At 24.1% G+C, this 23,363-nt stretch carries 31 protein-coding genes and 2 pseudogenes; 7 read left to right on the forward strand and 26 right to left on the reverse strand.

Features of this window, described 5'->3' with window-relative positions; translation table 4 throughout:
• Window positions 1-90 precede the first annotated feature (90 nt).
• The 5 genes from secG to AAHM78_RS14725 form a co-directional block, all read right to left on the reverse strand.
• On the reverse strand, window positions 91-354 hold the full coding sequence (gene secG / locus AAHM78_RS14705) for a preprotein translocase subunit SecG (RefSeq protein ID WP_174480339.1): 264 nt from the start codon (window positions 352-354) through the stop codon (window positions 91-93).
• A 170-nt stretch (window positions 355-524) separates the two neighbouring features.
• Window positions 525-2,348 carry a hypothetical protein gene (locus tag AAHM78_RS14710; protein ID WP_342253691.1) on the reverse strand — a complete coding sequence of 608 codons (1,824 nt, stop codon included), beginning with the start codon at window positions 2,346-2,348 and terminating at the stop codon, window positions 525-527.
• 32 nt (window positions 2,349-2,380) lie between these two features.
• Window positions 2,381-2,536, reverse strand: coding sequence for a hypothetical protein (locus tag AAHM78_RS14715; protein WP_342253692.1), 156 nt, complete (start codon window positions 2,534-2,536; stop codon window positions 2,381-2,383).
• Window positions 2,537-2,844: 308 nt separating this feature from the next.
• Window positions 2,845-3,219 (reverse strand): transposase family protein, encoded by a 375-nt coding sequence (locus tag AAHM78_RS14720; RefSeq protein WP_342254611.1) that lies wholly within the window; start codon window positions 3,217-3,219, stop codon window positions 2,845-2,847.
• A 50-nt stretch (window positions 3,220-3,269) separates the two neighbouring features.
• On the reverse strand, window positions 3,270-3,662 hold the full coding sequence (locus tag AAHM78_RS14725) for a transposase family protein (protein WP_342253693.1): 393 nt from the start codon (window positions 3,660-3,662) through the stop codon (window positions 3,270-3,272).
• A 96-nt stretch (window positions 3,663-3,758) separates the two neighbouring features.
• On the opposite strand from AAHM78_RS14725, the pseudogene AAHM78_RS14730 reads away from it, so the two are divergent.
• A pseudogene (locus AAHM78_RS14730) lies at window positions 3,759-4,403 on the forward strand (IS30 family transposase); the annotation flags it as partial.
• 5 nt (window positions 4,404-4,408) lie between these two features.
• On the opposite strand, the gene AAHM78_RS14735 reads toward AAHM78_RS14730, so the two are convergent.
• From AAHM78_RS14735 to AAHM78_RS14810, 16 genes are all read right to left on the reverse strand, one after another.
• Window positions 4,409-4,783, reverse strand: coding sequence for a transposase family protein (locus AAHM78_RS14735; RefSeq protein ID WP_342255206.1), 375 nt, complete (start codon window positions 4,781-4,783; stop codon window positions 4,409-4,411).
• 50 nt (window positions 4,784-4,833) lie between these two features.
• A complete protein-coding gene (locus AAHM78_RS14740; RefSeq protein WP_342253695.1) occupies window positions 4,834-5,226 on the reverse strand; it encodes a transposase family protein in 393 nt (130 codons plus the stop codon).
• Window positions 5,227-5,259: 33 nt separating this feature from the next.
• On the reverse strand, window positions 5,260-6,201 hold the full coding sequence (locus AAHM78_RS14745) for a hypothetical protein (RefSeq protein ID WP_342253696.1): 942 nt from the start codon (window positions 6,199-6,201) through the stop codon (window positions 5,260-5,262).
• A gap of 123 nt (window positions 6,202-6,324) precedes the next feature.
• On the reverse strand, window positions 6,325-6,516 hold the full coding sequence (locus AAHM78_RS14750) for a hypothetical protein (RefSeq protein ID WP_342253697.1): 192 nt from the start codon (window positions 6,514-6,516) through the stop codon (window positions 6,325-6,327).
• Window positions 6,517-6,519: 3 nt separating this feature from the next.
• Entirely contained in the window at window positions 6,520-7,062 is a 543-nt protein-coding gene (locus AAHM78_RS14755; protein ID WP_342253698.1) for a hypothetical protein, read from the reverse strand.
• Between the two features lie 110 nt (window positions 7,063-7,172).
• Window positions 7,173-7,898 (reverse strand): ERF family protein, encoded by a 726-nt coding sequence (locus AAHM78_RS14760; protein WP_342253699.1) that lies wholly within the window; start codon window positions 7,896-7,898, stop codon window positions 7,173-7,175.
• A gap of 14 nt (window positions 7,899-7,912) precedes the next feature.
• Window positions 7,913-8,083 (reverse strand): hypothetical protein, encoded by a 171-nt coding sequence (locus AAHM78_RS14765; RefSeq protein WP_342253700.1) that lies wholly within the window; start codon window positions 8,081-8,083, stop codon window positions 7,913-7,915.
• A gap of 2 nt (window positions 8,084-8,085) precedes the next feature.
• Entirely contained in the window at window positions 8,086-8,208 is a 123-nt protein-coding gene (locus tag AAHM78_RS14770) for a hypothetical protein (protein WP_342253701.1), read from the reverse strand.
• A 4-nt stretch (window positions 8,209-8,212) separates the two neighbouring features.
• The gene (locus tag AAHM78_RS14775) at window positions 8,213-8,395 is read right to left on the reverse strand and encodes a hypothetical protein (protein ID WP_342253702.1); all 183 of its coding nucleotides are present in this window, start codon (window positions 8,393-8,395) and stop codon (window positions 8,213-8,215) included.
• On the reverse strand, window positions 8,385-8,543 hold the full coding sequence (locus AAHM78_RS14780; protein ID WP_342253703.1) for a hypothetical protein: 159 nt from the start codon (window positions 8,541-8,543) through the stop codon (window positions 8,385-8,387). Before AAHM78_RS14780 ends, AAHM78_RS14775 begins: the two co-directional genes overlap by 11 nt.
• A 134-nt stretch (window positions 8,544-8,677) precedes the next feature.
• Entirely contained in the window at window positions 8,678-9,166 is a 489-nt protein-coding gene (locus AAHM78_RS14785; protein ID WP_342253704.1) for a hypothetical protein, read from the reverse strand.
• A gap of 675 nt (window positions 9,167-9,841) precedes the next feature.
• A complete protein-coding gene (gene dnaJ, locus AAHM78_RS14790) occupies window positions 9,842-10,954 on the reverse strand; it encodes a molecular chaperone DnaJ (RefSeq protein WP_342253705.1) in 1,113 nt (370 codons plus the stop codon).
• A gap of 20 nt (window positions 10,955-10,974) precedes the next feature.
• A complete protein-coding gene (dnaK, locus tag AAHM78_RS14795; protein ID WP_342253706.1) occupies window positions 10,975-12,828 on the reverse strand; it encodes a molecular chaperone DnaK in 1,854 nt (617 codons plus the stop codon).
• Window positions 12,829-12,842: 14 nt separating this feature from the next.
• Window positions 12,843-13,487 (reverse strand): nucleotide exchange factor GrpE, encoded by a 645-nt coding sequence (locus AAHM78_RS14800; protein ID WP_342253707.1) that lies wholly within the window; start codon window positions 13,485-13,487, stop codon window positions 12,843-12,845.
• Between the two features lie 15 nt (window positions 13,488-13,502).
• Window positions 13,503-14,516, reverse strand: coding sequence for a heat-inducible transcriptional repressor HrcA (gene hrcA / locus AAHM78_RS14805; RefSeq protein ID WP_342253708.1), 1,014 nt, complete (start codon window positions 14,514-14,516; stop codon window positions 13,503-13,505).
• Window positions 14,517-14,599: 83 nt separating this feature from the next.
• Window positions 14,600-16,741: an ATP-dependent Clp protease ATP-binding subunit gene (locus AAHM78_RS14810; protein WP_342253709.1), complete on the reverse strand. Its 2,142-nt coding sequence runs from the start codon at window positions 16,739-16,741 to the stop codon at window positions 14,600-14,602.
• A 266-nt stretch (window positions 16,742-17,007) separates the two neighbouring features.
• Here AAHM78_RS14810 and AAHM78_RS14815 point away from each other — a divergent pair, with 266 nt between their 5' ends.
• The 5 genes from AAHM78_RS14815 (at window position 17,008) to AAHM78_RS14835 (ending at window position 20,681) form a co-directional block, all read left to right on the forward strand.
• Window positions 17,008-17,400: a transposase family protein gene (locus tag AAHM78_RS14815; protein WP_342253710.1), complete on the forward strand. Its 393-nt coding sequence runs from the start codon at window positions 17,008-17,010 to the stop codon at window positions 17,398-17,400.
• Window positions 17,401-17,459: 59 nt separating this feature from the next.
• A complete protein-coding gene (locus tag AAHM78_RS14820; protein WP_342255207.1) occupies window positions 17,460-17,639 on the forward strand; it encodes a hypothetical protein in 180 nt (59 codons plus the stop codon).
• A 74-nt stretch (window positions 17,640-17,713) separates the two neighbouring features.
• Complete coding sequence (locus AAHM78_RS14825; RefSeq protein ID WP_342252992.1) at window positions 17,714-18,673, forward strand: IS1595 family transposase; 960 nt, start codon at window positions 17,714-17,716, stop codon at window positions 18,671-18,673.
• Between the two features lie 78 nt (window positions 18,674-18,751).
• Complete coding sequence (locus AAHM78_RS14830; RefSeq protein ID WP_425289749.1) at window positions 18,752-18,964, forward strand: transposase; 213 nt, start codon at window positions 18,752-18,754, stop codon at window positions 18,962-18,964.
• A gap of 148 nt (window positions 18,965-19,112) precedes the next feature.
• Window positions 19,113-20,681 (forward strand): hypothetical protein, encoded by a 1,569-nt coding sequence (locus tag AAHM78_RS14835; RefSeq protein ID WP_342253711.1) that lies wholly within the window; start codon window positions 19,113-19,115, stop codon window positions 20,679-20,681.
• Window positions 20,682-20,796: 115 nt separating this feature from the next.
• On the opposite strand, the pseudogene AAHM78_RS17275 reads toward AAHM78_RS14835, so the two are convergent.
• Window positions 20,797-21,066: pseudogene (locus AAHM78_RS17275) on the reverse strand (IS30 family transposase); the annotation flags it as partial.
• Between AAHM78_RS17275 and AAHM78_RS14840 the strand changes: the two are divergent.
• Entirely contained in the window at window positions 21,002-21,139 is a 138-nt protein-coding gene (locus AAHM78_RS14840) for a hypothetical protein (RefSeq protein ID WP_342253712.1), read from the forward strand. The pseudogene AAHM78_RS17275 and the gene AAHM78_RS14840 sit on opposite strands and share 65 nt — an antisense overlap.
• 18 nt (window positions 21,140-21,157) lie before the next feature.
• Here the strand turns inward: AAHM78_RS14840 and AAHM78_RS14845 are convergent, their stop codons facing one another.
• The 4 genes from AAHM78_RS14845 to AAHM78_RS14860 form a co-directional block, all read right to left on the reverse strand.
• The gene (locus AAHM78_RS14845) at window positions 21,158-21,418 is read right to left on the reverse strand and encodes a hypothetical protein (RefSeq protein WP_342253713.1); all 261 of its coding nucleotides are present in this window, start codon (window positions 21,416-21,418) and stop codon (window positions 21,158-21,160) included.
• Between the two features lie 15 nt (window positions 21,419-21,433).
• Window positions 21,434-21,718 carry a hypothetical protein gene (locus AAHM78_RS14850; RefSeq protein ID WP_342253714.1) on the reverse strand — a complete coding sequence of 95 codons (285 nt, stop codon included), beginning with the start codon at window positions 21,716-21,718 and terminating at the stop codon, window positions 21,434-21,436.
• 166 nt (window positions 21,719-21,884) lie between these two features.
• A complete protein-coding gene (locus AAHM78_RS14855) occupies window positions 21,885-22,844 on the reverse strand; it encodes an IS1/IS1595 family N-terminal zinc-binding domain-containing protein (protein ID WP_342253239.1) in 960 nt (319 codons plus the stop codon).
• A 43-nt stretch (window positions 22,845-22,887) separates the two neighbouring features.
• Window positions 22,888-23,256 carry an IS1/IS1595 family N-terminal zinc-binding domain-containing protein gene (locus AAHM78_RS14860; RefSeq protein WP_342253715.1) on the reverse strand — a complete coding sequence of 123 codons (369 nt, stop codon included), beginning with the start codon at window positions 23,254-23,256 and terminating at the stop codon, window positions 22,888-22,890.
• Window positions 23,257-23,363 lie beyond the last annotated feature (107 nt).

Raw genomic sequence — 23,363 nt, forward strand, 5'->3', positions numbered from 1 at the left:
TTTATCCTAATTATATAATTAATTATAATCTATCTTTTAAAATTTATAAAAAGGCACATTTTAGTGTGCCTTTTTATAAAATAATTATCATTAATTTATAACTCCAATAGTATTAATAAGAATTCTTACTATTATTGCCATAGTAAATAACGATATACCTAATACTAAAGTGGCAATAGAAAATAACTTACTTCAACCACGTTCTTTAGTACTAGCAAATAATTCTTGATTACCCCCACTTAAAGCACCAAGTCCATTATGATTTTTTTTACCTTGTAATAAACCTAAAATTACTAATAATATAGCGATAATTAAGGCAATAATTTCAAAAGCAAAAATAATGTTTTGACTCATTTTGTCACTTCCACTTCTTTATAATATTATTAATTTTACACTTAATTTTACTAAAAATAAAAAAATTTTCATAATTATTATTATGACTTATTCCAAAATTAAAATTTTAATTATGAAATAAGCCTAATATGTTATGTTTTATAATTATTTTATAGGAAAATTTATTAACTTTATTCTGGTTCAATTTCTAAGTAATTTCCAACAGCATTTGTTACAATCTTTCATCCATGTTGATTGGTCATCATATAAAAAATGTTTATTTCTGAAAAATTATTATACATAACTTTAACCAAAGTTTTTAAATTACTATCACTTAAACTATTTGCTAAGGTTCCTATCAATTGTGGAAATTTAGTAATTTCACTTAAAATTTTTTTTTCAAAAAGTTGATAGTTATCTTTATTATTATCTTGATAAATTTCTGCTAATTTTATTCACATATCATTACTAATACCTAATTTAATTTTACTTGATTCTGTATATTGTGGAGTTTTATTGTCTAAAGGTATGTAATATTTTTCTATTTTATTATATTGATTATGGGAATTGATATCAGCATTATGAGCATGCGATCAATTATACACTAAATATGCTATTCCACCAACTATAATTACTCCACCCACAACTCATCCAATAGGCCCTCCTTCAATCATAACAGATGCACCACCTTCAACAACCTCTTCGCCAATAGCAATCGCACCTTCTTCACCAACCCCTAATAAAGACACTGCTTCTTCTGTTTCAACTACTGTTGTAGCTTGTGGAGAACTTATTCATTTAACAACTTTATATGCAGGTGGAATACTCATAGTTGTGGTAGTGGCTAGACCTTTTAATAAATATTCATTTTTATTAGGTGTTATAAAAACGATTCCATATTTATGCAATTCAACAATTTTTTCAAATTGTGTTCAACTAGCATCAGTAAAATGTTGTCCATAAATTTCTGTTAGTTTTTTTCTTACATTATTTTTACTTTCTGTAGATGTGGTGTGATAAATATCTAATAATTTTTGATCAATAATTTGTGTTTTTAAAATATCACACTTTGGTTTCTGATTTATTCTAGAGCCTGTACTTTGATTACTTTGTTGATTTCTATTTCTAGAACTAGTTCCAATGTTAAAAGATTGTTCAGGTGTTGATGGCAAAACAGCGCTTCCACCTGCTAAAGGTGAAGGGGTTGTTGTTGTAGTGGTGTGCAAATTACTTGGTTTATAATTTGATATATCTTCAAGTGTAGTAAAAGTAACACTAAAATCACAATCATAAATAATATTCAAATTTTCTGTAAATATTATACTGTTTGGACGAAACATATGTGATAGCGGAATTATTAATGTAGTTGAAGTTAAAAATGAAGAGAAATCTATACCCGGCACAAAGTCGAAATGAAAAACTAAATCAGGATTTAATTCTCATAACCTTTCCATAATAGTACTCGGATCATTACGTCTAATTTGTCCTAAATTAGTATTTCTAAGTAAAGTTGATAATCTTACGCTTTGTTCATTAATAGTAAAAGTTACATTTCAATCACTATCAAAAACAATATGAGGATTATTCTGTTGAAAATCATAAACATTTTCTGATAAAATTTGAAAATTATTTATGCCTATAGGATGTCTATTTGTAAAACTAGGATAACGTAAATGCAAATCGGGATTTAAAAAATTTAGTCTCTCTATTATTGTTAATGGTGCATTATCTAACAATTCTCCTAACTCAGTTCTAATAAGAATACTTGATAATGTTAATCTTTGAGGTGTAAAGTTAATAGTAAAATTTAAATTTTTTGGAATATTTCTTGCGGGATTTTGATCGTAAATGTTAATACCAGCATGCACTGTTGCATTAATATTTGTAATGTTTTCAAATTCAATATTTTCTAAAAAATCTTCTCTAGATAAAATTGGATGATTAATTTCTCTTAATCTTTGAATAATATGTTGTTTATCATTCGCTTCAATTTGACCAATATTAATTGTTGTCATTGTTTTTTTGTAAACTTGGTGGAGTTTGCCTTTTAACTCTTTTTTTTTGTAGAATTTACTCTTTCATCTTTTTCTTCTAATTCATTTTCTGTTTCAGTTTCTATTTTAGTTAAAGTACCACTTTCAGCAGGAATACCACTAGTTAATGCAGTTGATGCAATGATTGTTTTAATAATTTTCTTTTTCATAATATAAACCTCTATTTAAATCTTTAAATTTTTCATAATGTAATCATTTTATATGATTTATGAAATAAAACAGATTTGATATAAAAATATCGGGGTTTTAGAAATCTAAAATATATTCTTTGATAATTAGAAAAAAACAACATATTGATTTACATCATTAATATTTTCATCAATATTTTAATATTGATTTGAGTTTTTAAGTGGTCATTCATTTATTTGGATTTTTTTATTTCTTTAATTGTAAAATTAAAAAGGACACTTATATAAAAATTAAATTGTGTTAGTTCTATAATAGACTTGGTGCAAAACTAAGGTAATTCAAAATTATATATTCCTGCTATTAAATTAAATCTTAATGCAAATCTTCGTATTTTATTGCGATATTTTAAACTTAAAATTTTAAAACGTTTTAGTTTAGCAAATACGTGTTCAATTTTAATTCTAATTTTACTTAAAGTTTTATTGTATTCTTTTTGAATTGGTGTTAATTGATTGTATTTACTTTTTTTAAATGGCAAAAATGTATTTTTATGAATATTTTGTATACCTTGATAACCTGAATCAACAAAAACTTGTTTTTCTGGATGAATAAAAGTTTTAGATTTTAGAAGCAATTTAAAATCATGAATGCTTCCAAAACAAAAAGCAGTTGAAATAATTTTTCCATTGGAAATATCAATAATTATTTGGGATTTGAGAGAATGATGTTTCTTTTTACCTGAAAAAAGTAATTTTAGTTTTTTTTAATTCTTTCAATTGGAGTTTCAGTAGCGTCAATAGCTAACAAATTATTATTAGTACCTTTATTTTTTGTTAAATCTTTTTTTCCGGGTAAATTAAAAATTCCGCTTTTTATTAAAATATTTTCAATTCAAAAAATATTACGAATGCAACTAGTATGAATAATATTAGATCTTTTTGCAATAACTCTATAACTACTATAGTCTTTTCAATATTCTAAAGTCATTAATAAACGCTCTTCAATTACAATTTTATTTTTTCTACCACCATAATATTTTTGTTTAGACTCAGCAATTTTTAAAATTTCAAGCATTTTATAAAATGTTTGTGGCTTTATGCCGACTAAACTATAAAATTCTTGATCATCTTTATATTTTTTCAACATAATAACTATCACCTTTAATATCAATAATAATCGTTAAATTGTTAAAATTAAAGGTTTTGCACCAAGTATAATTAAGAAAAGAAAGGAATTAGCGCAATGTATAAGTATCTGAGTATTGAATCAATAATAGCAATAAAAGAATATAAAAATTATGGATTTTCGATTCGTAAAATAGCAAAAATTGTTGATTATAGTAAATCAACTGTACATAGAGTTTGTAGATTATTAAATAAAAACTTATTGCCATTAAAAATATTGAATCAATTTCAAAAAAATAAACAAAATGCAGGCAGAAAATTAATAATTTTAACTTTAACAGAAATTAATAGTATTAATCATTTGTTAATTACTAAAAAGTATGCTCTTGATATAATTGCTAACTTTTTAAAGGAAAATAAAATAAAAAGTATTTCAACAAAAACTTTATATAACATGTTTAAAACAAATCGAATGGGTTTTGATGAAAATAACTTATTGAGAAAAGGCAAAAATAAATCTCACAAACAAAAAGAAACTAGGGGCAAAATTAATAATTGTAAGTCTATTCATGAAAGAAATTTAATCATTCCTAATATTAAAAATATACAAGAATTTGGTCATTTAGAAGGTGATACTATCATTGGCAAAGATCATAAAAGTTCTATTATTACTTTGGCTGATATATGATCAAAAACCACAATTCCTTTAGTAACTAAAAATCATAAATCAGAAAATATTACGAAAAGTATAATAGACTTGGTGCAAAACTAAGGTAATTCAAAATTATATATTCCTGCTATTAAATTAAATCTTAATGCAAATCTTCGTATTTTATTGCGATATTTTAAACTTAAAATTTTAAAACGTTTTAGTTTAGCAAATACGTGTTCAATTTTAATTCTAATTTTACTTAAAGTTTTATTGTATTCTTTTTGAATTGGTGTTAATTTATTGTATTTACTTTTTTTAAATGGCAAAAATGTATTTTTATGAATATTTTGTATACCTTGATAACCTGAATCAACAAAAACTTGTTTTTCTGGATGAATAAAAGTTTTAGATTTTAGAAGCAATTTAAAATAATGAATGCTTCCAAAACAAAAAGCAGTTGAAATAATTTTTCCATTGGAAATATCAATAATTATTTGGGATTTGAGAGAATGATGTTTCTTTTTACCTGAAAAAAGTAATTTTAGTTTTTTTTAATTCTTTCAATTGGAGTTTCAGTAGCATCAATAGCTAACAAATTATTATTAGTACCTTTATTTTTTGTTAAATCTTTTTTTCCAGGTAAATTAAAAATTCCGCTTTTTATTAAAATATTTTCAATTCAAAAAATATTACGAATGCAACTAGTATGACTAATATTATATCTTTTTGCAATAACTCTATAACTACTATAGTCTTTTCAATATTCTAAAGTCATTAATAAACGCTCTTCAATTACAATTTTATTTTTTCTACCACCATAATATTTTTGTTTAGACTCAGCAATTTTTAAAATTTCAATCATTTTATAAAATGTTTGTGGCTTTATGCCGACTAAACTATAAAATTCTTGATCATCTTTATATTTTTTCAACATAATAACTATCACCTTTAATATTAATAATAATCGTTAAATTGTTAAAATTAAAGGTTTTGCACCAAGTCTTATAAAAGAATTAACAATACTATTTCAATTAATATTTTTATTTTGAGTTGGAATCATATCTCTATAATCTGGACTAATTCCAGTTAACTGTCTATTTTGGATTCCATCAATTTGTGTTAAAAGAGGAACTGAATCATCTCTAACAGCAGCAGGTTGTCTATTTCACATTTGTAATAATCTTCTTTGATTTTCTGATAATTGATTTTGCTGGTGATTTATATAATTTCTTCCTTCATAAATTTCTCTAAAATCAAAATGATAATAAGTAGAGATTTCTCCTACATGAGAACCTCTTTCAGTAACTATAAAACCTTGAATATATAAATTATCGGTTCTTAAAACTAATTCAAAATTTCTTTGAAGACTTTGTTCATTTTGTTGTCATCTAATTACAATTGGAAGCCGAAAATAACCATAATTTTGAGTATTTAAAGTAAATATTCTATTAATTTCTCCTCAATTTGTATTTTCGGTATTATCAAAAACAACTCTTAATATATTATTATTTACTAATGAGTGAAGAACTGATTGAAAACTATTTCTATATTGTTGGCGATTATTACTATCAATAGTTAATTGTTCAGTTAATTGAAAAATTGCTCTTCGATTTGGATTTGGTTGTCTTTTATGTCTGTTTCTACTTTTTTGATGACGGTGTTTATGATGTTGATTATGTGTAGTTAAATTAGTATTTCATGATGGTAAATTTAATAAATTTGTTTGATTGTTTGATAAAGTTAGTTCTTGATTTTCTAATAATGATAAATTAGTGATATCTTTGCTAGCTCAATCTTTAATCTTTTTATTATCAATTGACTTAGCATTAATACCTTGAGTTTTATCATTAAATAATGGTGCAGATAATACTCATAATTTAAATCAATAACTTGGACTAAAATATTTCATAATTTTATCCTTTCTTTTTTTAAAAACATAAAAAACCCATTTACTTTAAAATAAAGCAATGAGTTAAAAACTTATATTAAGTTTTATGAATTCATTCTACACCATTATTTTATTTATATTTGTTTAAACTTTTTTATAATATTCTTTTATTTCTTTAATTTTATTTTTAAATTGTTTTTTATGAAAATAACACATATTAAAAAATTGAATTACACTATCTTCTATATTTAAAGTTTTTAAAGTAACTAATACTTTAGTATTACAATCTTTAACAATACATTTAAGTAATACTTTTTCTTGTTTTTGTTTTTGCATTATTTAATCCTTATTTAAATAATATCAACCAATTAATAATGAATCTGCTTCATCATGATTATTAATATTAATATTTCATTCATATTTTTCATTTAAATAAAAACATATATCTTCACTTATTTTTTTATTTCAATTTTTTAAAGAAATATTAGTAATATTATTATCTATATATCATTTCTTTCATGAAGAAGGACTTATTAACATATCTTTTGTTAATAATTTATTAAATGTTCCTGCAATAAAACCTCTTAAATGTTCTTGAGTTTCATAACCAATACCATTTTTACTATGAAAAGTACCACGTTCAATAATTAAATCTAAATTATTTTTAGAGTTAGTTAATTCATCTTTTAATTCTAAAGTTCCATATACAACATAATGCATATCTCTATTAAAATTATCAATAGCATTATTTTTAAAACTACAACTACTAATTAATATTGGTTTTCATATATATTTATATGTATCACAATATATTTTCTTTTCTCATAAAGTAAATCCAGTATTTTTTATACTTGGGTCAATTGAAAGTAAATAATTAGTCATTTTATTTTTCCTTTTCTCAATTAAATTTAGTTATTTCATCAACTATTTTTTCTAAACATTTCAAACATCAAAATTTACTTAACCAAATTCTTTTATTACAATATTTACATTTATTCATAATTTCTATACTCATTTTTATTATTATTTTTTAAATTTTTAAATCTTTCACGAATTTCTTTAAAGTTATCAAATAATACTTTTAAATAATTTTCACCCATTAATATTAAAAAATCTTTATTATTACTTGGATTTAATCTTTCCATATCTTCTCTTATACATTCATCAAATAAAACTGTATTTGTAATCATATATTTTTCAAAATAATCTAATTGTTTTTCACTTGGTTCTCATTTTTCATTTTGTATTTTTATATTATTAATATAATTATTTTGTGGTTTATTATTATTTTGCATTAAATTAACATTATCATTATCTGGGTCAAGTTCATCTTCACTTAATAAAAGTAAATTCATTAAAAAATATCTATAAGCATAAGTTTCTGCACTACCTTTTGCTTTTGCTATATCTGTATTTTTAGCACAAGCAAGTATATCAAAATATTTAATTTCTTTATCATTATCTAAATCAATAATTGTATATCTTTTAAAATAAGTTATTTCTACTTCTTTAGTATCTAAATAATTTATTTTTCTATCAGTTGTTAATATATCTTCATGTGTAATAACAATATTTAATTCTTTACATAATAATTTAAATTTATTAAAAATATCACTTAATAATCAATATTTATAATTTCCAAATTTATTAAAACCATTTTTAGGTGTACTACCAATTTCTAATTGTAATTTAAGTATTTTTTTATATAAATTATTCATTATAATCACTCTTTCTATTTATTTATTGCTTTTTTAATTAAACTTCTTATAAAACCATTAATTTTCATATTTTTTTCTTCACAAATTTCTTTTAATTTTTCATAATCTTTTTCAGTAAATCTTAAATGAACAATAATTTGTTTTATCATTAAATCTTCTGGTTTCTTTTTAGGTGTTACTACCATTTTTATTCACTACTTTCTTTCTGCATAAATAATTCTTTAATTCTTTCACCATATTTACCATTTTCAATATCTTTAAAAAATATTTGTAAATCATTTTTAATATCTTGAAAACCTTTATTTTGCATATTTTTACACTCCTTTAAAATTTTCTAATTGTAATTCATTAATATAATATTCATATAAGTAATCTCAATTATAACTTGTTAAATAAATATCTTCTTCAATCATGTTATTTATACATTTATTACAATAATATGTATTTTCTAATTCAGAAAATCATATATATTTTTCATTATGAATATTACATTTCATAATCATCACTCATTAATTTATAAAAACATTTATTACAAGTTCTATTTGCAAATGATGAATTTTTATGACAAATATCACATGAACCAAATATTTTTTCAATTTCTTCATATTTTAAATATATTCTTTTATCTTCTTTTAAATTCAACATAATTAATTACTCTCTTTCTATAATTTTTAATATTTCTTGTATTTCAATATATTTTTTATTTTTAAGTAATTTTTCATTACATAAATTTTTTATTAATTCTATTTTTTCAACATTTAATAACATATTAATTTCCTTTAATACTTTAAATAAAATATTTTTTCATTATGAGTATTTATATCTTTCATTGGTGTAACAATATAATTTATTGCTAAATCATTATCATTATATGGGTTATTTATTTTAAAACTTTTCATATCTTGTTCTCATGTAATGTTATATTTAAAACATTCTTGATTTTTATCATTTGTAAAAATATAATAACCATTATATTGTTCATAAAATTCACATGATATTAATTCATTTTCATTTGTAGTAATATTTGGAATATTTTTAATATATTTTAAAATATCACTACCTTTAACACTTTCAATATCTTTTGTAATTGATTTTTTACCTAATTTATAATAAAAATCTTCAATTATTTTTAATGCTATTTTTTTATTTTTTTCATCAATAATAGTATCTTTAATAGGAAATCATGTTTCATATTCACCAATTTCTAATAACATACCTTTAGTTGTTTCTTTAATTTTATTTTTAATATCTAAATTAACATTAATCATTACGTATCCTTTCTATGTATAAGCCTTATCACATACAGTGATAAAAGGCTTATATACTACTAACTAAATACTTACCTACTACTTACTATACGTAAGGCTTATGCTACTGTAAGTAGCAAAGCCTTGGAGGGTAGGGGTTCTAGGGGAAGGGAACCAAAAAATATCAAGTTGTAAAAGAGCATGATAAAAATTACTATTTGCAAATTCCTATACAATAGCTTTTATAATTTTTATTAAATTTGGAATAATTAATTACTTTAATAAAGTATAGGTTTAATAAAATAATTAATTATAATTGTTCAACAATTAAAAAATGAGAGTTTTATCTCTCATTTAAGTTCTTATTAAATCTAACCATTAACTTGATACGCCCCAGCATTGTTTATTTGTGATTTATTATTTAAAAATATTAATAGTGATATAAATTATTTATTTCATTTATTATGATTATTAAGTCCGTTGTATTTTAATGTTGTAGTAATTAATATTACCGACATACCAATATGAGAAGTAAAACAATGACAAAGGTTCCACTCTAATGAAGATTATTACAATATTTAAATGAAACTAGTTGTGTAATGTGTTATATTGGTAAAAAAGATCCAATTAATAAAGTGAAAAAATTAATATATAAAAAATAAGAACATATGTTCTTATTTTTTATATATTAATTTATTAAATTCTTTTTATTGCACTATTAACAAAATCTTCATTTGGATCAAATTTAGTTTCGTTATTAATATTTCATAATTTTTCTTGCTCTGTTTTAGTAACTTTATTAGGCATTTGTATATCAATAATAACATGTAAATCACCACGTTTACTACTATTCGGGTAATAGAATCCCTGATTTTTTAAAGTAATTTTGTCACCGTATTGTAGTCCTAATGGTAATTTATGTTTAATTATTCCTTCAAAGGTAGGAATCATAATAATATTTCCCAAAATAATATCTAAGTAAGATACTGGTAATTTAATATACATATCACTACCTTGACGATCTAAGAAAGCATGTCGCTTAATATTAATACCAACAAATAAATCGCCTTGAGTGCCACCATTATGACCAATTTTACCTTTACCTTTAATTCTAATTTGTTGACCATCAAAAATACTGCGAGGAATATCAAATTCTAATTTTTGATTTTCAATATAATAGCGATGTCCTTTGCATTTTAAACATTTTTGACGAATAATTTTACCAAGTCCTTGACATTGGTTGCAAACACCTTGATGTCTAAACATACCTAATGGTGATTGTTGAACATATTCAAGAACTCCTTTACCTTTACATTTATCACATGTACTAATATCATTAGGAGTTCTAGCACCAGTTTCTTTACAATCCTTACAAGCAACATCAATGTTAATACTAATGGTCATTTTTTTGCCAAAGAATACATCACGATAACTAATTTCAACTTTTGTTAGGATATTATCACCTGGTGTTTTACCATTATAGCGTTGTTGTTGTCTTCTATTACCACCAAATAAGTCACCAAATAAGTCACCAAATGCCGAACTAAAGTCACCGAAACCACCGAAGCCAGAAGAACTACCAACTCCGGGCATATCATGACCAAATTGATCATATTTTGCTCTTTCATTAGTATCGGATAAAACTTGATAAGCTTCACTTATTTCTTTAAATCGAGCTTCATCACCACCACTTGGTGAATCGGGATGATATTTTTTTGCAAGCGTACGAAACGCTTTCTTAATTTCATCTGGAGTAGCATTACGCGAAACTCCTAGAATTTCATAATAATCACGTTTTTTACTTGCCATTTTGTCCACCTCTAATTATTTTATTTAGTTTTAGTTGTTGCGTCAACATCAATAACATCATCACTTTTATTATCATCTTTTTTAATATGATCTGTTGGTTCTTGTTTTTGTTGGTTCATAAATTGTTGTGCAGCAGCAAATGCTTGTTTTAATTGTTCTAGTTTTTCTTTTAAATCATCATATTTTTTTTCATCTAGTGATTTTTGTAAGTCATCACGTAGTTTTTTCATTTCAGCAATTTGTGGATTTTCTGCTTCGCCTTCTTTTGCTGATTTAGTAACTTCAGCAGTCATTTTATCAATATCATAAATATAGGCTTGTGCTTGATTAGATAATTCAATTTCTTCTTTATGTTTTTCATCGTTTTCACGATTCTTTTCAGCATCTTGTACCATTTTTTCAATTTCGTCTTTACTTAAAGTACCACTATTGCTAATAGTAATTTTTTGTTCTTTATTAGTTTTTAGATCTTTGGCACTAACAGATACAATACCATTAACATCGATATCAAAAGTCACTTCAATTTGTGGAACACCTCTTGGTGCTGGTTCGATACCACTTAATTGGAAACGACCCAGTGAATGATTATCTTTAGCTAGTGGACGTTCTCCTTGTAAAACACTAATATCAACAGCGGGTTGATTGTCTTCAGCAGTTGAAAAAACTTGTGACTTTTTAGTAGGAACAGTAGTATTACGAGAGATTAATGGCGTCATTACTCCTCCTAAAGTTTCAATACCTAACGATAAAGGAGTTACATCTAATAATAAAACGTCAGTAACATCACCCGATAATACTCCTCCTTGAATAGCAGCACCCAAAGCTACTACTTCATCAGGGTTAACACCACGATGTGGTTCTTTACCAATTTCGTTTTTAATAACTTCTTGCACAGCTGGGATTCTTGTTGAACCACCAACTAAAATAATTTCATCAATTTCATTTTTGCTTAATTTAGCTTCTTTTAAGGCATCACGAACAGGAGCAATAGTTCTTTCAACTAGTGATTTTGTTAGTTCATTAAATTTGGCACGTGTTAATTTTTCATTTAAATGTAATGGACCTGAGGCATTCATTGAAATAAATGGTAATGAAATATCAGCTTGTACTACTCCTGATAAGTCTTTTTTTGCTTTTTCAGCAGCATCTTTTAAACGTTGCATTGCCATTTTATCTTTTGATAAGTCAACACCATTACTTTTTTTGAATTCACTAACTAAATGTTGAACAATTAAGGCATCAAAGTCGTCACCACCAAGTTTGTTATCACCACTAGTTGATAATACTTCAAATGTTCCACCTGCTAATTCTAGAACTGAAACGTCAAATGTTCCACCACCTAAGTCAAATACTAAAATTTTGTGATCTTTATCTTGTTTGTCTAAACCATAAGCAATGGCAGCAGCAGTTGGTTCGTTAATAATTCTTTCTACTTTTAATCCTGCAATAATTCCTGCATTTTTAGTAGCTTCACGTTGTTCATTGTTAAAGTAAGCAGGAACAGTAATAACTGCTTTTGATATTTTTTTGCCTAATTTTGATTCAGCAAAAGTTTTAATAGTGCGTAAAATTTCTGCAGATACTTCTTCTGGTTTACGTGTTTTAGTAGCGGCTTTAACTGTTTCTTTAGTTCCCATAATTCTTTTAATTGAACTAACAGTATTATCTGGATCAGTAATAGCTTGACGTTTAGCAACTTCACCAACCATAATTTGACCATCTTTGTAAGCAACAACTGATGGTGTTGTTCTTCCACCTTCGGCATTTTCAATAACTTTTGGCTTATCACCTTCCATTACGGCAACACATGAATTAGTTGTTCCTAGATCGATTCCTAAAATGATTTCTTTATTTGTTGTTTTATTTGTAGACATAATATTTTCACTCCTTAATTTTTCTTTGTTTCTGTTTTTTCTTCTTTAGTTTGAAAAACTTTAACTTTAGTAGTGCTAATGACACGATTATGCAATTCATAACCATTAGCTATAACTTCAACAATAGTATTATTTTTTACATTTTGATAAGCATTGTTTGTATTATCATTAATAATTTCTACTGCCTCATGTTGGTGAGAATTAAATTGATCTCCAACTTTAGCAGTAATTTCTTTTAAACCTTCTTTACCAAGTGCTTTAATTAATTCTTCATAGATAAATTTAAAACCAACTAGGAAATTTTGAACAGCTACATTATCAGTTTTAAAGTTTAGTGCTCGTTGGAAATTTAATAAAGTATGAACTAAATCTTTAATAATTTTTTGGTTAGCATATTTAATGTTTTCTTTATTTTGAATTTCTAATTCTTTAATGGTATTTAATCTAGTAGCTAGCATTAATTGCTTTTGTTGTGAATTAATTTTATTAAGTTCTGTTGTTAATTCTTTAATTTTTGTTTCTAATTCGATTTCTTTATTTAATGATATTTTTTCTTCTTCGACACTTACTGGTGTTTCAGTAACAGGAGTTGAAATAGTTGTATCTTTATTTTCTGTTGCTGATACGTTATCAATGTTATCTTTTTTAGCTTTTGTCATTTTATCATCTCATTTCTATTTAAAGTTTTTAATCAATGTTTGATTAATCCAATTTAGAATTTCAGTTAGTTTTTCATATTCTAAACGTTTAGGTCCAACAATTGCAATTTGTCCTTGTTCACCATCATGAACTTTAAAAGTAGTAGTAATCATTGCCATATCGTTATTTTCATTACCCAGTTCTTCACCAATTTTAATTTGTAGTTGATTATTATTTAATTCATCAAAATACATTCATGGTGATTGTGATTCAATGAATTTAATAATTGTTTTAACCTTATTAATATCATTAAATTCAGGATTTTCTAACATATATTGAACACCGTGTGTTGTTGATAGTGGTCGTGAGAAATTAATTAAAGTGTTAACAAATCCTTGAATAATATATTCTGATTTTTGTACTTGTTGTTCAAGGATTGGTTTTAATAAATTTACTTTCTCACTAATTTCACTAATTTTAGTACCAATTAATCTGGTGTTAAAAATATCAATGGCAATTGATAAATCGGTTAATGATGTTTCTTGAATATTAAACATTTTGTTTTGAACATGACCATTACTAGTAATACAAATTGTTAAAGCATTAGCATTACTAATCGGTATTAATTCAATTTTTTTTAAAGTATCTTCATTAATATTAGGACCAGTAACAATACTAATCAAATTAGTCATTTCACTTAAAATACTACTAGTTTTATTTAATACTTCGGTAATTACTAAGTTACGGTTATTAAATACTTCTGCTATTTTTTTCTTCAAGATTTCTAGTTCTTGATGTTCACCCATATTCATTAAATTATCAACATAATAGCGATAACCTTTTGTTGAAGGAATACGACCACTAGAGCTATGTGCTTTTTCTAATAATCCTAATGTTTCTAATTCAACACATTCATTACGAATAGTAGCACTAGAAAAATTAATATTGTTATTATTTTCTAAAATAGTTTTGCTACCAATTGGTAATCCTGTTTTAATATATTTTTCAACAATGATTTTTAAAATTTGTGATTGTCTGTTACTTAACATTGTTCACCACCTTTTTTAGCATTCATTAACTTTGAATGCCAATACTTATATAATTATAACTGAGAGTGTAATAATATCAAGACTTAATTGAATTTTATTTTTTTACTGAGAATAAACATATTGTCTTTATTGATAGTAATTACCATTCGTTTGTGGGGTATTAGTTCTTCTTTAATAATAGCTTGTGCGATAATAGTTTCAATATAGTGTTGAATATAGCGTTTAATCGGTCGTGCGCCATATTCTTCATCATAAGCATCTTTTAGTATTTTATTAACTACTTCTGATTCATAAGATAATTGTAAATTTTTTTCTTGTCTTAATCGCAATAATAAAGTATCTAATTCTTTAATAATAATTTCTGTTATTACTTTTTTACTTAATGGATTGAAGATAACAATTTCATCAATTCGATTAATAAATTCTGGTCGAAATGATTTTTTTAAGATATTTAATGCTTGTTCTTTGCTGTTATCTTTACCACTTAATAGTTCTTGTGAACCAAGATTTGAAGTCATAATAATTATTGTGTTTTTAAAGTCAATTAAGAGACCATGACTGTCTGTAATTCTACCTTCATCAAGAATTTGTAATAAAATATTTAATACTTCAGGATGGGCTTTTTCGATTTCATCAAAAAGAATGATACTATAAGGATTTCGTCTTACTTTTTCGGTTAATTGTCCACCGTTTTCATAACCAACATAGCCAGGAGGTGAACCTAGTAATTTGCTAACTGCGTGTTTTTCCATAAATTCTGACATATCAATACGAACCATATTTTTTTCGCTATCAAATAAAATATCAGCTAAGGTTCTGGCAACTTCAGTTTTTCCAACACCGGTTGGACCCAAGAAAATAAATGAACCAATTGGGCGATTGGGATCTTTAATGCCAGCACGAGCTCTAATTAAAGCATCACTTACCAACTGTAGGGCATTACTTTGACCTTTAATTCTTGTATTTAAAGTTAAGGGTAATTTTAATAATTTTTCTTTTTCGGTTGCTAATAAACGAGTAACAGGAATGCCAGTTCATTTTGCAACAACTTTTGCAATATCTTCACTAGTAACATCTTCGCGTAGTAAAGGATTATCTTTTTTTATATTTTCACTATCTTTAAGTTCTTTTTCTAAGTTGGGAATAATACTATATTGTAGTTCACCAGCTTTTGTAAAATTACCTGATAATTGATACAATTCTAATTCTGATTTAGCATTTTCTAATTTATTTTTTAAACTAGTAATATGGTCTAATGCTGACTTTTCTTTGATTCATTTATCTTCTAATTGTTGTAAAGTATTTTTTTTAGTTTTTAATTGTTTATCGACTTCAATTAGTCTTGTTTGCGAGTTTTCATCTTTTTCTTTACTTAAGGCTGCTTGTTCAATTTTTAATTGTAAGACTTTTCTTCTTATATCATCTAAATCACTAGGAACCGAAGCAATTTCGGTTTTAATACTAGCACAAGCTTCATCAATTAAGTCAATTGCTTTATCAGGTAAGTAACGATCATTAATATATTTATTAGATAGATAAACAGCTTCTCGTAATGCACTATCATGAATTTTTACACCATGATAAGCTTCAAAACGTTCTTTTAAACCACGTAAGATAGCGGTTGTATCTTCTGTTGTTGGTTCTTTAATAATCATCTTACGAAATCTTCGTTCAAGGGCTGCATCTTTTTCAATGTATTGACGATATTCGTCAAGTGTTGTGGCACCAATACAACGTAGTTCACCACGTGCTAACATTGGTTTTAGTAAATTAGAAGCATCCATCGAACCTTGTGTTCTACCAGCACCAACAATTAAATGTAGTTCATCAATAAATAAAATATTTTTTTCATTAGAATTTTTAATTTGGTTAATAACCGCTTTTAATCGTTCTTCAAACTCACCTTGGAATTTAGCGCCAGCAATTAGTGCTCCCATATCTAGTTCATAAATAATTTTATCTTTTAAGTTACTGGGAACATCACCACGAACAATACGTTGGGCTAAACCTTCAATAATAGCAGTCTTACCAATACCAGGTAAACCGATTAAGACGGGGTTGTTTTTAGTTTTTCGTGAGAGTATTTCTTCTACTTTACGAATATCTTCATCACGTCCAATAATAGGATCCATTTTTCCTGTTTTAGCTTGTACAATTAGATTACGAGCAAATTTATCAAGAATTTTAGGATCATTACTATAGTTAGGGATTTCATTTAATTGCATAATGTCACTCCTCTTTTTAGCACTATAATTACTTGATTGCTAATCATATTAATATACTAACAAATAAAATTATCAGTTTCAAGTAGTAACTGCTAATTTTATATTTAATTGACTTAGGGATAAGTATTTTCAATTAAAGAAACTTAATATAATATTAATATTTGTGATATATCTTGTAGGTATTTTAGATCTTAAATAGACTTGGTGCAAAACCTTTAATTTTAACAATTTAACGATTATTATTAATATTAAAGGTGATAGTTATTATGTTGAAAAAATATAAAGATGATCAAGAATTTTATAGTTTAGTCGGCATAAAGCCACAAACATTTTATAAAATGCTTGAAATTTTAAAAATTGCTGAGTCTAAACAAAAATATTATGGTGGTAGAAAAAATAAAATTGTAATTGAAGAGCGTTTATTAATGACTTTAGAATATTGAAAAGACTATAGTAGTTATAGAGTTATTGCAAAAAGATATAATATTAGTCATACTAGTTGCATTCGTAATATTTTTTGAATTGAAAATATTTTAATAAAAAGCGGAATTTTTAATTTACCTTGAAAAAAAGATTTAACAAAAAATAAAGGTACTAATAATAATTTGTTAGCTATTGATGCCACTGAAACTCCAATTGAAAGAATTAAAAAAAACTAAAATTACTTTTTTCAGGTAAAAAGAAACATCATTCTCTCAAATCCCAAATAATTATTGATATTTCCAATGGAAAAATTATTTCAACTGCTTTTTGTTTTGGAAGCATTCATGATTTTAAATTGCTTCTAAAATCTAAAACTTTTATTCATCCAGAAAAACAAGTTTTTGTTGATTCAGGTTATCAAGGTATACAAAATATTCATAAAAATACATTTTTGCCATTTAAAAAAAGTTTTTAATTTTCACAAAAAATCTTGATATTACTTTTAATTTTAAATTAAAAGTAATATTTTTATATCAGGGGTGATTTTTTGTGACTAATAATGAATTAATTGATGTTTTAAAAAACAAAAAAGATGAAGAATTTATAAAAATTATTAGACATTTTAAAAATAGAATTAAACAAATTGAGAAAAAAGAAAAATTAGATGCAATTGATAAAAAATTTAAAGAAAAAGGAATTCAATGTCCAAATTGTAAATCTTATTGATGTGTAAAAAATGGTTTTAAGAATAATAAGCAAAAATATTTATGCAAAGATTGTAAAAGTAGCTTTGATGCTTTAAGAAATCATTTTTTACATTGAAGTCATTTATCTCATGAACAATGAGATTGAATAATTTGATTGTCATTGTTAGGTCAATCTGCTTATACTATTTCTCAATTTGCTAAAATTTCAAAAACATCAGCATGATTTAATCGTCAAAAATTTATGAAATCATCACAATTAGCAAAAACACAAAAACCATTCACAAAATTAAAAGGTAGAATTGAAATTGATGAAACTTTTATCAAAGAAATTCATAAAGGAAATTTCAAAAATCCAGATGATCCAAGAAAAAAATGAATTGAAGAAAATGCTAAAGATTTAAACTGTTGTATTGAAATGGCAATTGATGAAAATAAAAATATTTATGCTCAAACAACAAATACTAAAAGATTAACAAAAAAATGAGTACAAGAAAATTTAACATCTAATCTTATCGAAGAAAAATCAATTATAGTTTGTGATATGCAAATACTATATGATACAGTAGCTAAACAAACAAAATGTACTCTCAAGAAATTTAAATCAAAAGAAAATAAAGAATTAAATTATAAAAATTTAAGTAATATCAGTAAAATACAATCAAGTTTAAAAGAATTTATTACTCATTATCATGGCATTGGATTTACCAATATTCAAAATTACCTCAATTTATGAAAATTTAAATACCAACATTATAAAATATCACCTTATGCAAAATCTGAAGCATTATATTTCAGTTTGTAAAAAAAATAAATCCCAAAATTAAATAAAATAAAATTTTAGGCCAGGTTGATGATTTTTTTTATTTCATCAAGAGTTTTTTTGAAAATTAAAAAAAAAAGTAAATACAATCAATTAACACCAATTCAAAAAGAATACAATAAAAATTTAAGTAAAATTAGAATTAAAATTGAACACGTATTTGCTAAACTAAAACGTTTTAAAATTTTAAGTTTAAAATATCGCAATAAAATACGAAGATTTGCATTAAGATTTAATTTAATAGCAGGAATATATAATTTTGAATTACCTTAGTTTTGCACCAATTCTAATATATATTTCTCATGTAAATAATATATATCATATTTTTAAAAGAATTGATATACTAATTACATAATTGCTAGATAAAAATAAAAAATAGTAATTTAATAACTTTTAAATATTAAATTTATAAGGAAATATTATGAAACAATTTAAACAAAAATGAATTTTATTACTTAGTGCTAGCAGTTTATTAGTAACCTCAGTATTAAGTATTAGTTTTAATAATCAAAATCATCAAACTAGTAATAGTAAAGTTAGCGGCTTTCATATTACTGTTAAGTCATCAAATCGTAACTTAGTTAATAGTATTAAATATTGAAATAATGATTCACAATATTTATATAATAATGTTAAAAGTACACCATTAAATGTTAATTTTGATAGTTATGATCAAATTATTAATAATGATTGAACACATAGTAATATTGAAACCAATGATATTATTAATGATCAAGGTTATAGTCAATTAAAAAGTATTATTAATGATAATAGTAGTTATTTTAAAAATGCACAAGGTTTTCTTACTGCGGATGCTTTTGGTCATACTTTTAATGAAAAAAGTAATAATTTAATTTTACAATATCATCAAACAATTAAAGAAAGTATTGATGCAGGACTTTTTGCAACAATATATGAAGCAAGTGACATTAATACTTTAATAGAAGTTCCATATAATTTACAACCAAGTACTAATTTTCAAAAATCTAATTTTGAAACGCGTGCTAAAATATTTCCAATTGGACCATTTGCAAATACTAAGGATAGTTTTAGTAATGAAATATTTGTTTTTTATGTGCATCCTCCTTTTAAAAAATCAGGATTAGAAATTTCTATTAATAATGAAAACAGAGAAATAAAAAAAATTGTTAAAACTAATAGTCATAAAACTTTTGACTATGCTATTTTAAACCAAGATTATAGTAAAAATAAACCCACTATATATAATGTTAAATGAAATGATAGTGATGGTAGTACCGTTTTAAGACAAGCAACACTTACTATTAATAGTTCTATGCCAGACATTCAAGTTATTAATGAAAAAGAAGATAAATCTTCATTAATTCATCAATATTTTATTAATGAAGAAAAAAATAGTAATTTACAAATGATTGCTTTTAGTCAAATTAAATCAGAAGCTGTTATTACTGCTAATGTTAGTGAAGATAAATGAATATATCAGCGTGTTGATGATAATCTTGTTCCACAAGAAGAAAAGATAACACCTATTTCAAATCAACCATTAAAAACATATCAATCTGAAGATCATACTATTTATTTATTACAAAGAATAGTAAATGATAAAGTTGATAGTTCTTCAAGACAATATTTAAATATTTATAATATTAATCCTTTATCAACTAAGTTTTCTGGTTTTACTAATTTTGCTAATAGTCAATCTGGTATTGATTTTAATCAGTATTTACAAGAAACCACTAATATAGATTGTGCAATTGATGTACTAAATCCAGATCAATTACGTTATTGATTATTGTTTTATGAGCACGATTTAATTACTCATTTATATGCTAATGTTAAACATGATGAAAAAAATAAAAATAACCCTTTTGCCTTACCAGAAATAAAAACAAAAACAACAACTTTAATTAATAATTGAAATATTATAATTATTGGTAGTACTTTTTTATTAGTTATTATTGCTATTCCAGTAGTTATAGCAATATTAAGAAGAAAGAAAATTAAAAAGTAAGCAGTTTGGGGTAAGTCTAGTCATTATAGATATAGTTTACTAAATTTTAATCATATAGATAGTATAAAAATTTATGTAATATTGCCTGAGTTGTAAATATAAATGGGACAGTTTTTTAAAATAATTGTATTAAATCTATTGGTCTTTTATAAGAGAGCGATTTTCTGGGTGTAGAATTAATTTGAAATGCTATAAAATTTAAATCTTTTTGTTTATATGAAGATAGATCTGTAGATTTTGGTAAATATCTTCTTAAAATACCATTATTATTTTCATTTAAACCCCTTTGGCAAGGTTTACCAGGATCTGCAAAATAAATTTTGACATTACAAATTTTTTCGATTAATCTTCATTTACTAAATTCTTTACCACGATCAAAAGTAATTTTTAATTTTCAAAAAAACTCTTGATGAAATAAAAAAAATCATCAACCTGGCCTAAAATTTGATTTTATTTAATTTTGGGATTTATTTTTTTTACAAACTGAAATATAATGCTTCAGATTTTGCATAAGGTGATATTTTATAATGTTGGTATTTAAATTTTCATAAATCGAGGTAATTTTGAATATTGGTAAATCCAATGCCATGATAATGAGTAATAAATTCTTTTAAACTTGATTGTATTTTACTGATATTACTTAAATTTTTATAATTTAATTCTTTATTTTCTTTTGATTTAAATTTCTTGAGAGTACATTTTGTTTGTTTAGCTACTGTATCATATAGTATTTGCATATCACAAACTATAATTTATTTTTCTTCGATAAGCTTAGATGTTAAATTTTCTTGTACTCATTTTTTTGTTAATCTTTTAGTATTTGTTGTTTGAGCATAAATATTTTTATTTTCATCAATTGCCATTTCAATACAACAGTTTAAATCTTTAGCATTTTCTTCAATTCATTTTTTTCTTGGATCATCTGGATTTTTGAAATTTCCTTTATGAATTTCTTTGATAAAAGTTTCATCAATTTCAATTCTACCTTTTAATTTTGTGAATGGTTTTTGTGTTTTTGCTAATTGTGATGATTTCATAAATTTTTGACGATTAAATCATGCTGATGTTTTTGAAATTTTAGCAAATTGAGAAATAGTATAAGCAGATTGACCTTTTAATTTTCAAAAAAACTCTTGATGAAATAAAAAAAATCATCAACCTGGCCTAAAATTTGATTTTATTTAATTTTGGGATTTATTTTTTTTACAAACTGAAATATAATGCTTCAGATTTTGCATAAGGTGATATTTTATAATGTTGGTATTTAAATTTTCATAAATTGAGGTAATTTTGAATATTGATAAATCCAATGCCATGATAATGAGTAATAAATTCTTTTAAACTTGATTGTATTTTACTGATATTACTTAAATTTTTATAATTTAATTCTTTATTTTCTTTTGATTTAAATTTCTTGAGAGTACATTTTGTTTGTTTAGCTACTGTATCATATAGTATTTGCATATCACAAACTATAATTGATTTTTCTTCGATAAGCTTAGATGTTAAATTTTCTTGTACTCATTTTTTTGTTAATCTTTTAGTATTTGTTGTTTGAGCATAAATATTTTTATTTTCATCAATTGCCATTTCAATACAACAGTTTAAATCTTTAGCATTTTCTTCAATTCATTTTTTTCTTGGATCATCTGGATTTTTGAAATTTCCTTTATGAATTTCTTTGATAAAAGTTTCATCAATTTCAATTCTACCTTTTAATTTTGTGAATGGTTTTTGTGTTTTGGCTAATTGTGATGATTTCATAAATTTTTGACGATTAAATCATGCTGATGTTTTTGAAATTTTAGCAAATTGAGAAATAGTATAAGCAGATTGACCTAACAATGACAATCAAATTATTCAATCTCATTGTTCATGAGATAAATGACTTCAATGTAAAAAATGATTTCTTAAAGCATCAAAGCTACTTTTACAATCTTTGCATAAATATTTTTGCTTATTATTCTTAAAACCATTTTTTACACATCAATAAGATTTACAATTTGGACATTGAATTCCTTTTTCTTTAAATTTTTTATCAATTGCATCTAATTTTTCTTTTTTCTCAATTTGTTTAATTCTATTTTTAAAATGTCTAATAATTTTTATAAATTCTTCATCTTTTTTGTTTTTTAAAACATCAATTAATTCATTATTAGTCACAAAAAATCACCCCTGATATAAAAATATTACTTTTAATTTAAAATTAAAAGTAATATCAAGATTTTTTGTGAAAATTAAAAGATTGACCTAACAATGACAATCAAATTATTCAATCTCATTGTTCATGAGATAAATGACTTCAATGTAAAAAATGATTTCTTAAAGCATCAAAGCTACTTTTACAATCTTTGCATAAATATTTTTGCTTATTATTCTTAAAAACATTTTTTACACATCAATAAGATTTACAATTTGGACATTGAATTCCTTTTTCTTTAAATTTTTTATCAATTGCATCTAATTTTTCTTTTTTCTCAATTTGTTTAATTCTATTTTTAAAATGTCTAATAATTTTTATAAATTCTTCATCTTTTTTGTTTTTTAAAACATCAATTAATTCATTATTAGTCACAAAAAATCACCCCTGATATAAAAATATTACTTTTAATTTAAAATTAAAAGTAATATCAAGATTTTTTGTGAAAATTAAAAGAAAAAAGTAATTTTAGTTTTTTTTAA

Source organism: Spiroplasma endosymbiont of Zeiraphera isertana, from assembly GCF_964030805.1.
Lineage (GTDB): Bacteria > Bacillota_I > Bacilli_A > Mycoplasmatales > VBWQ01 > Spiroplasma_E.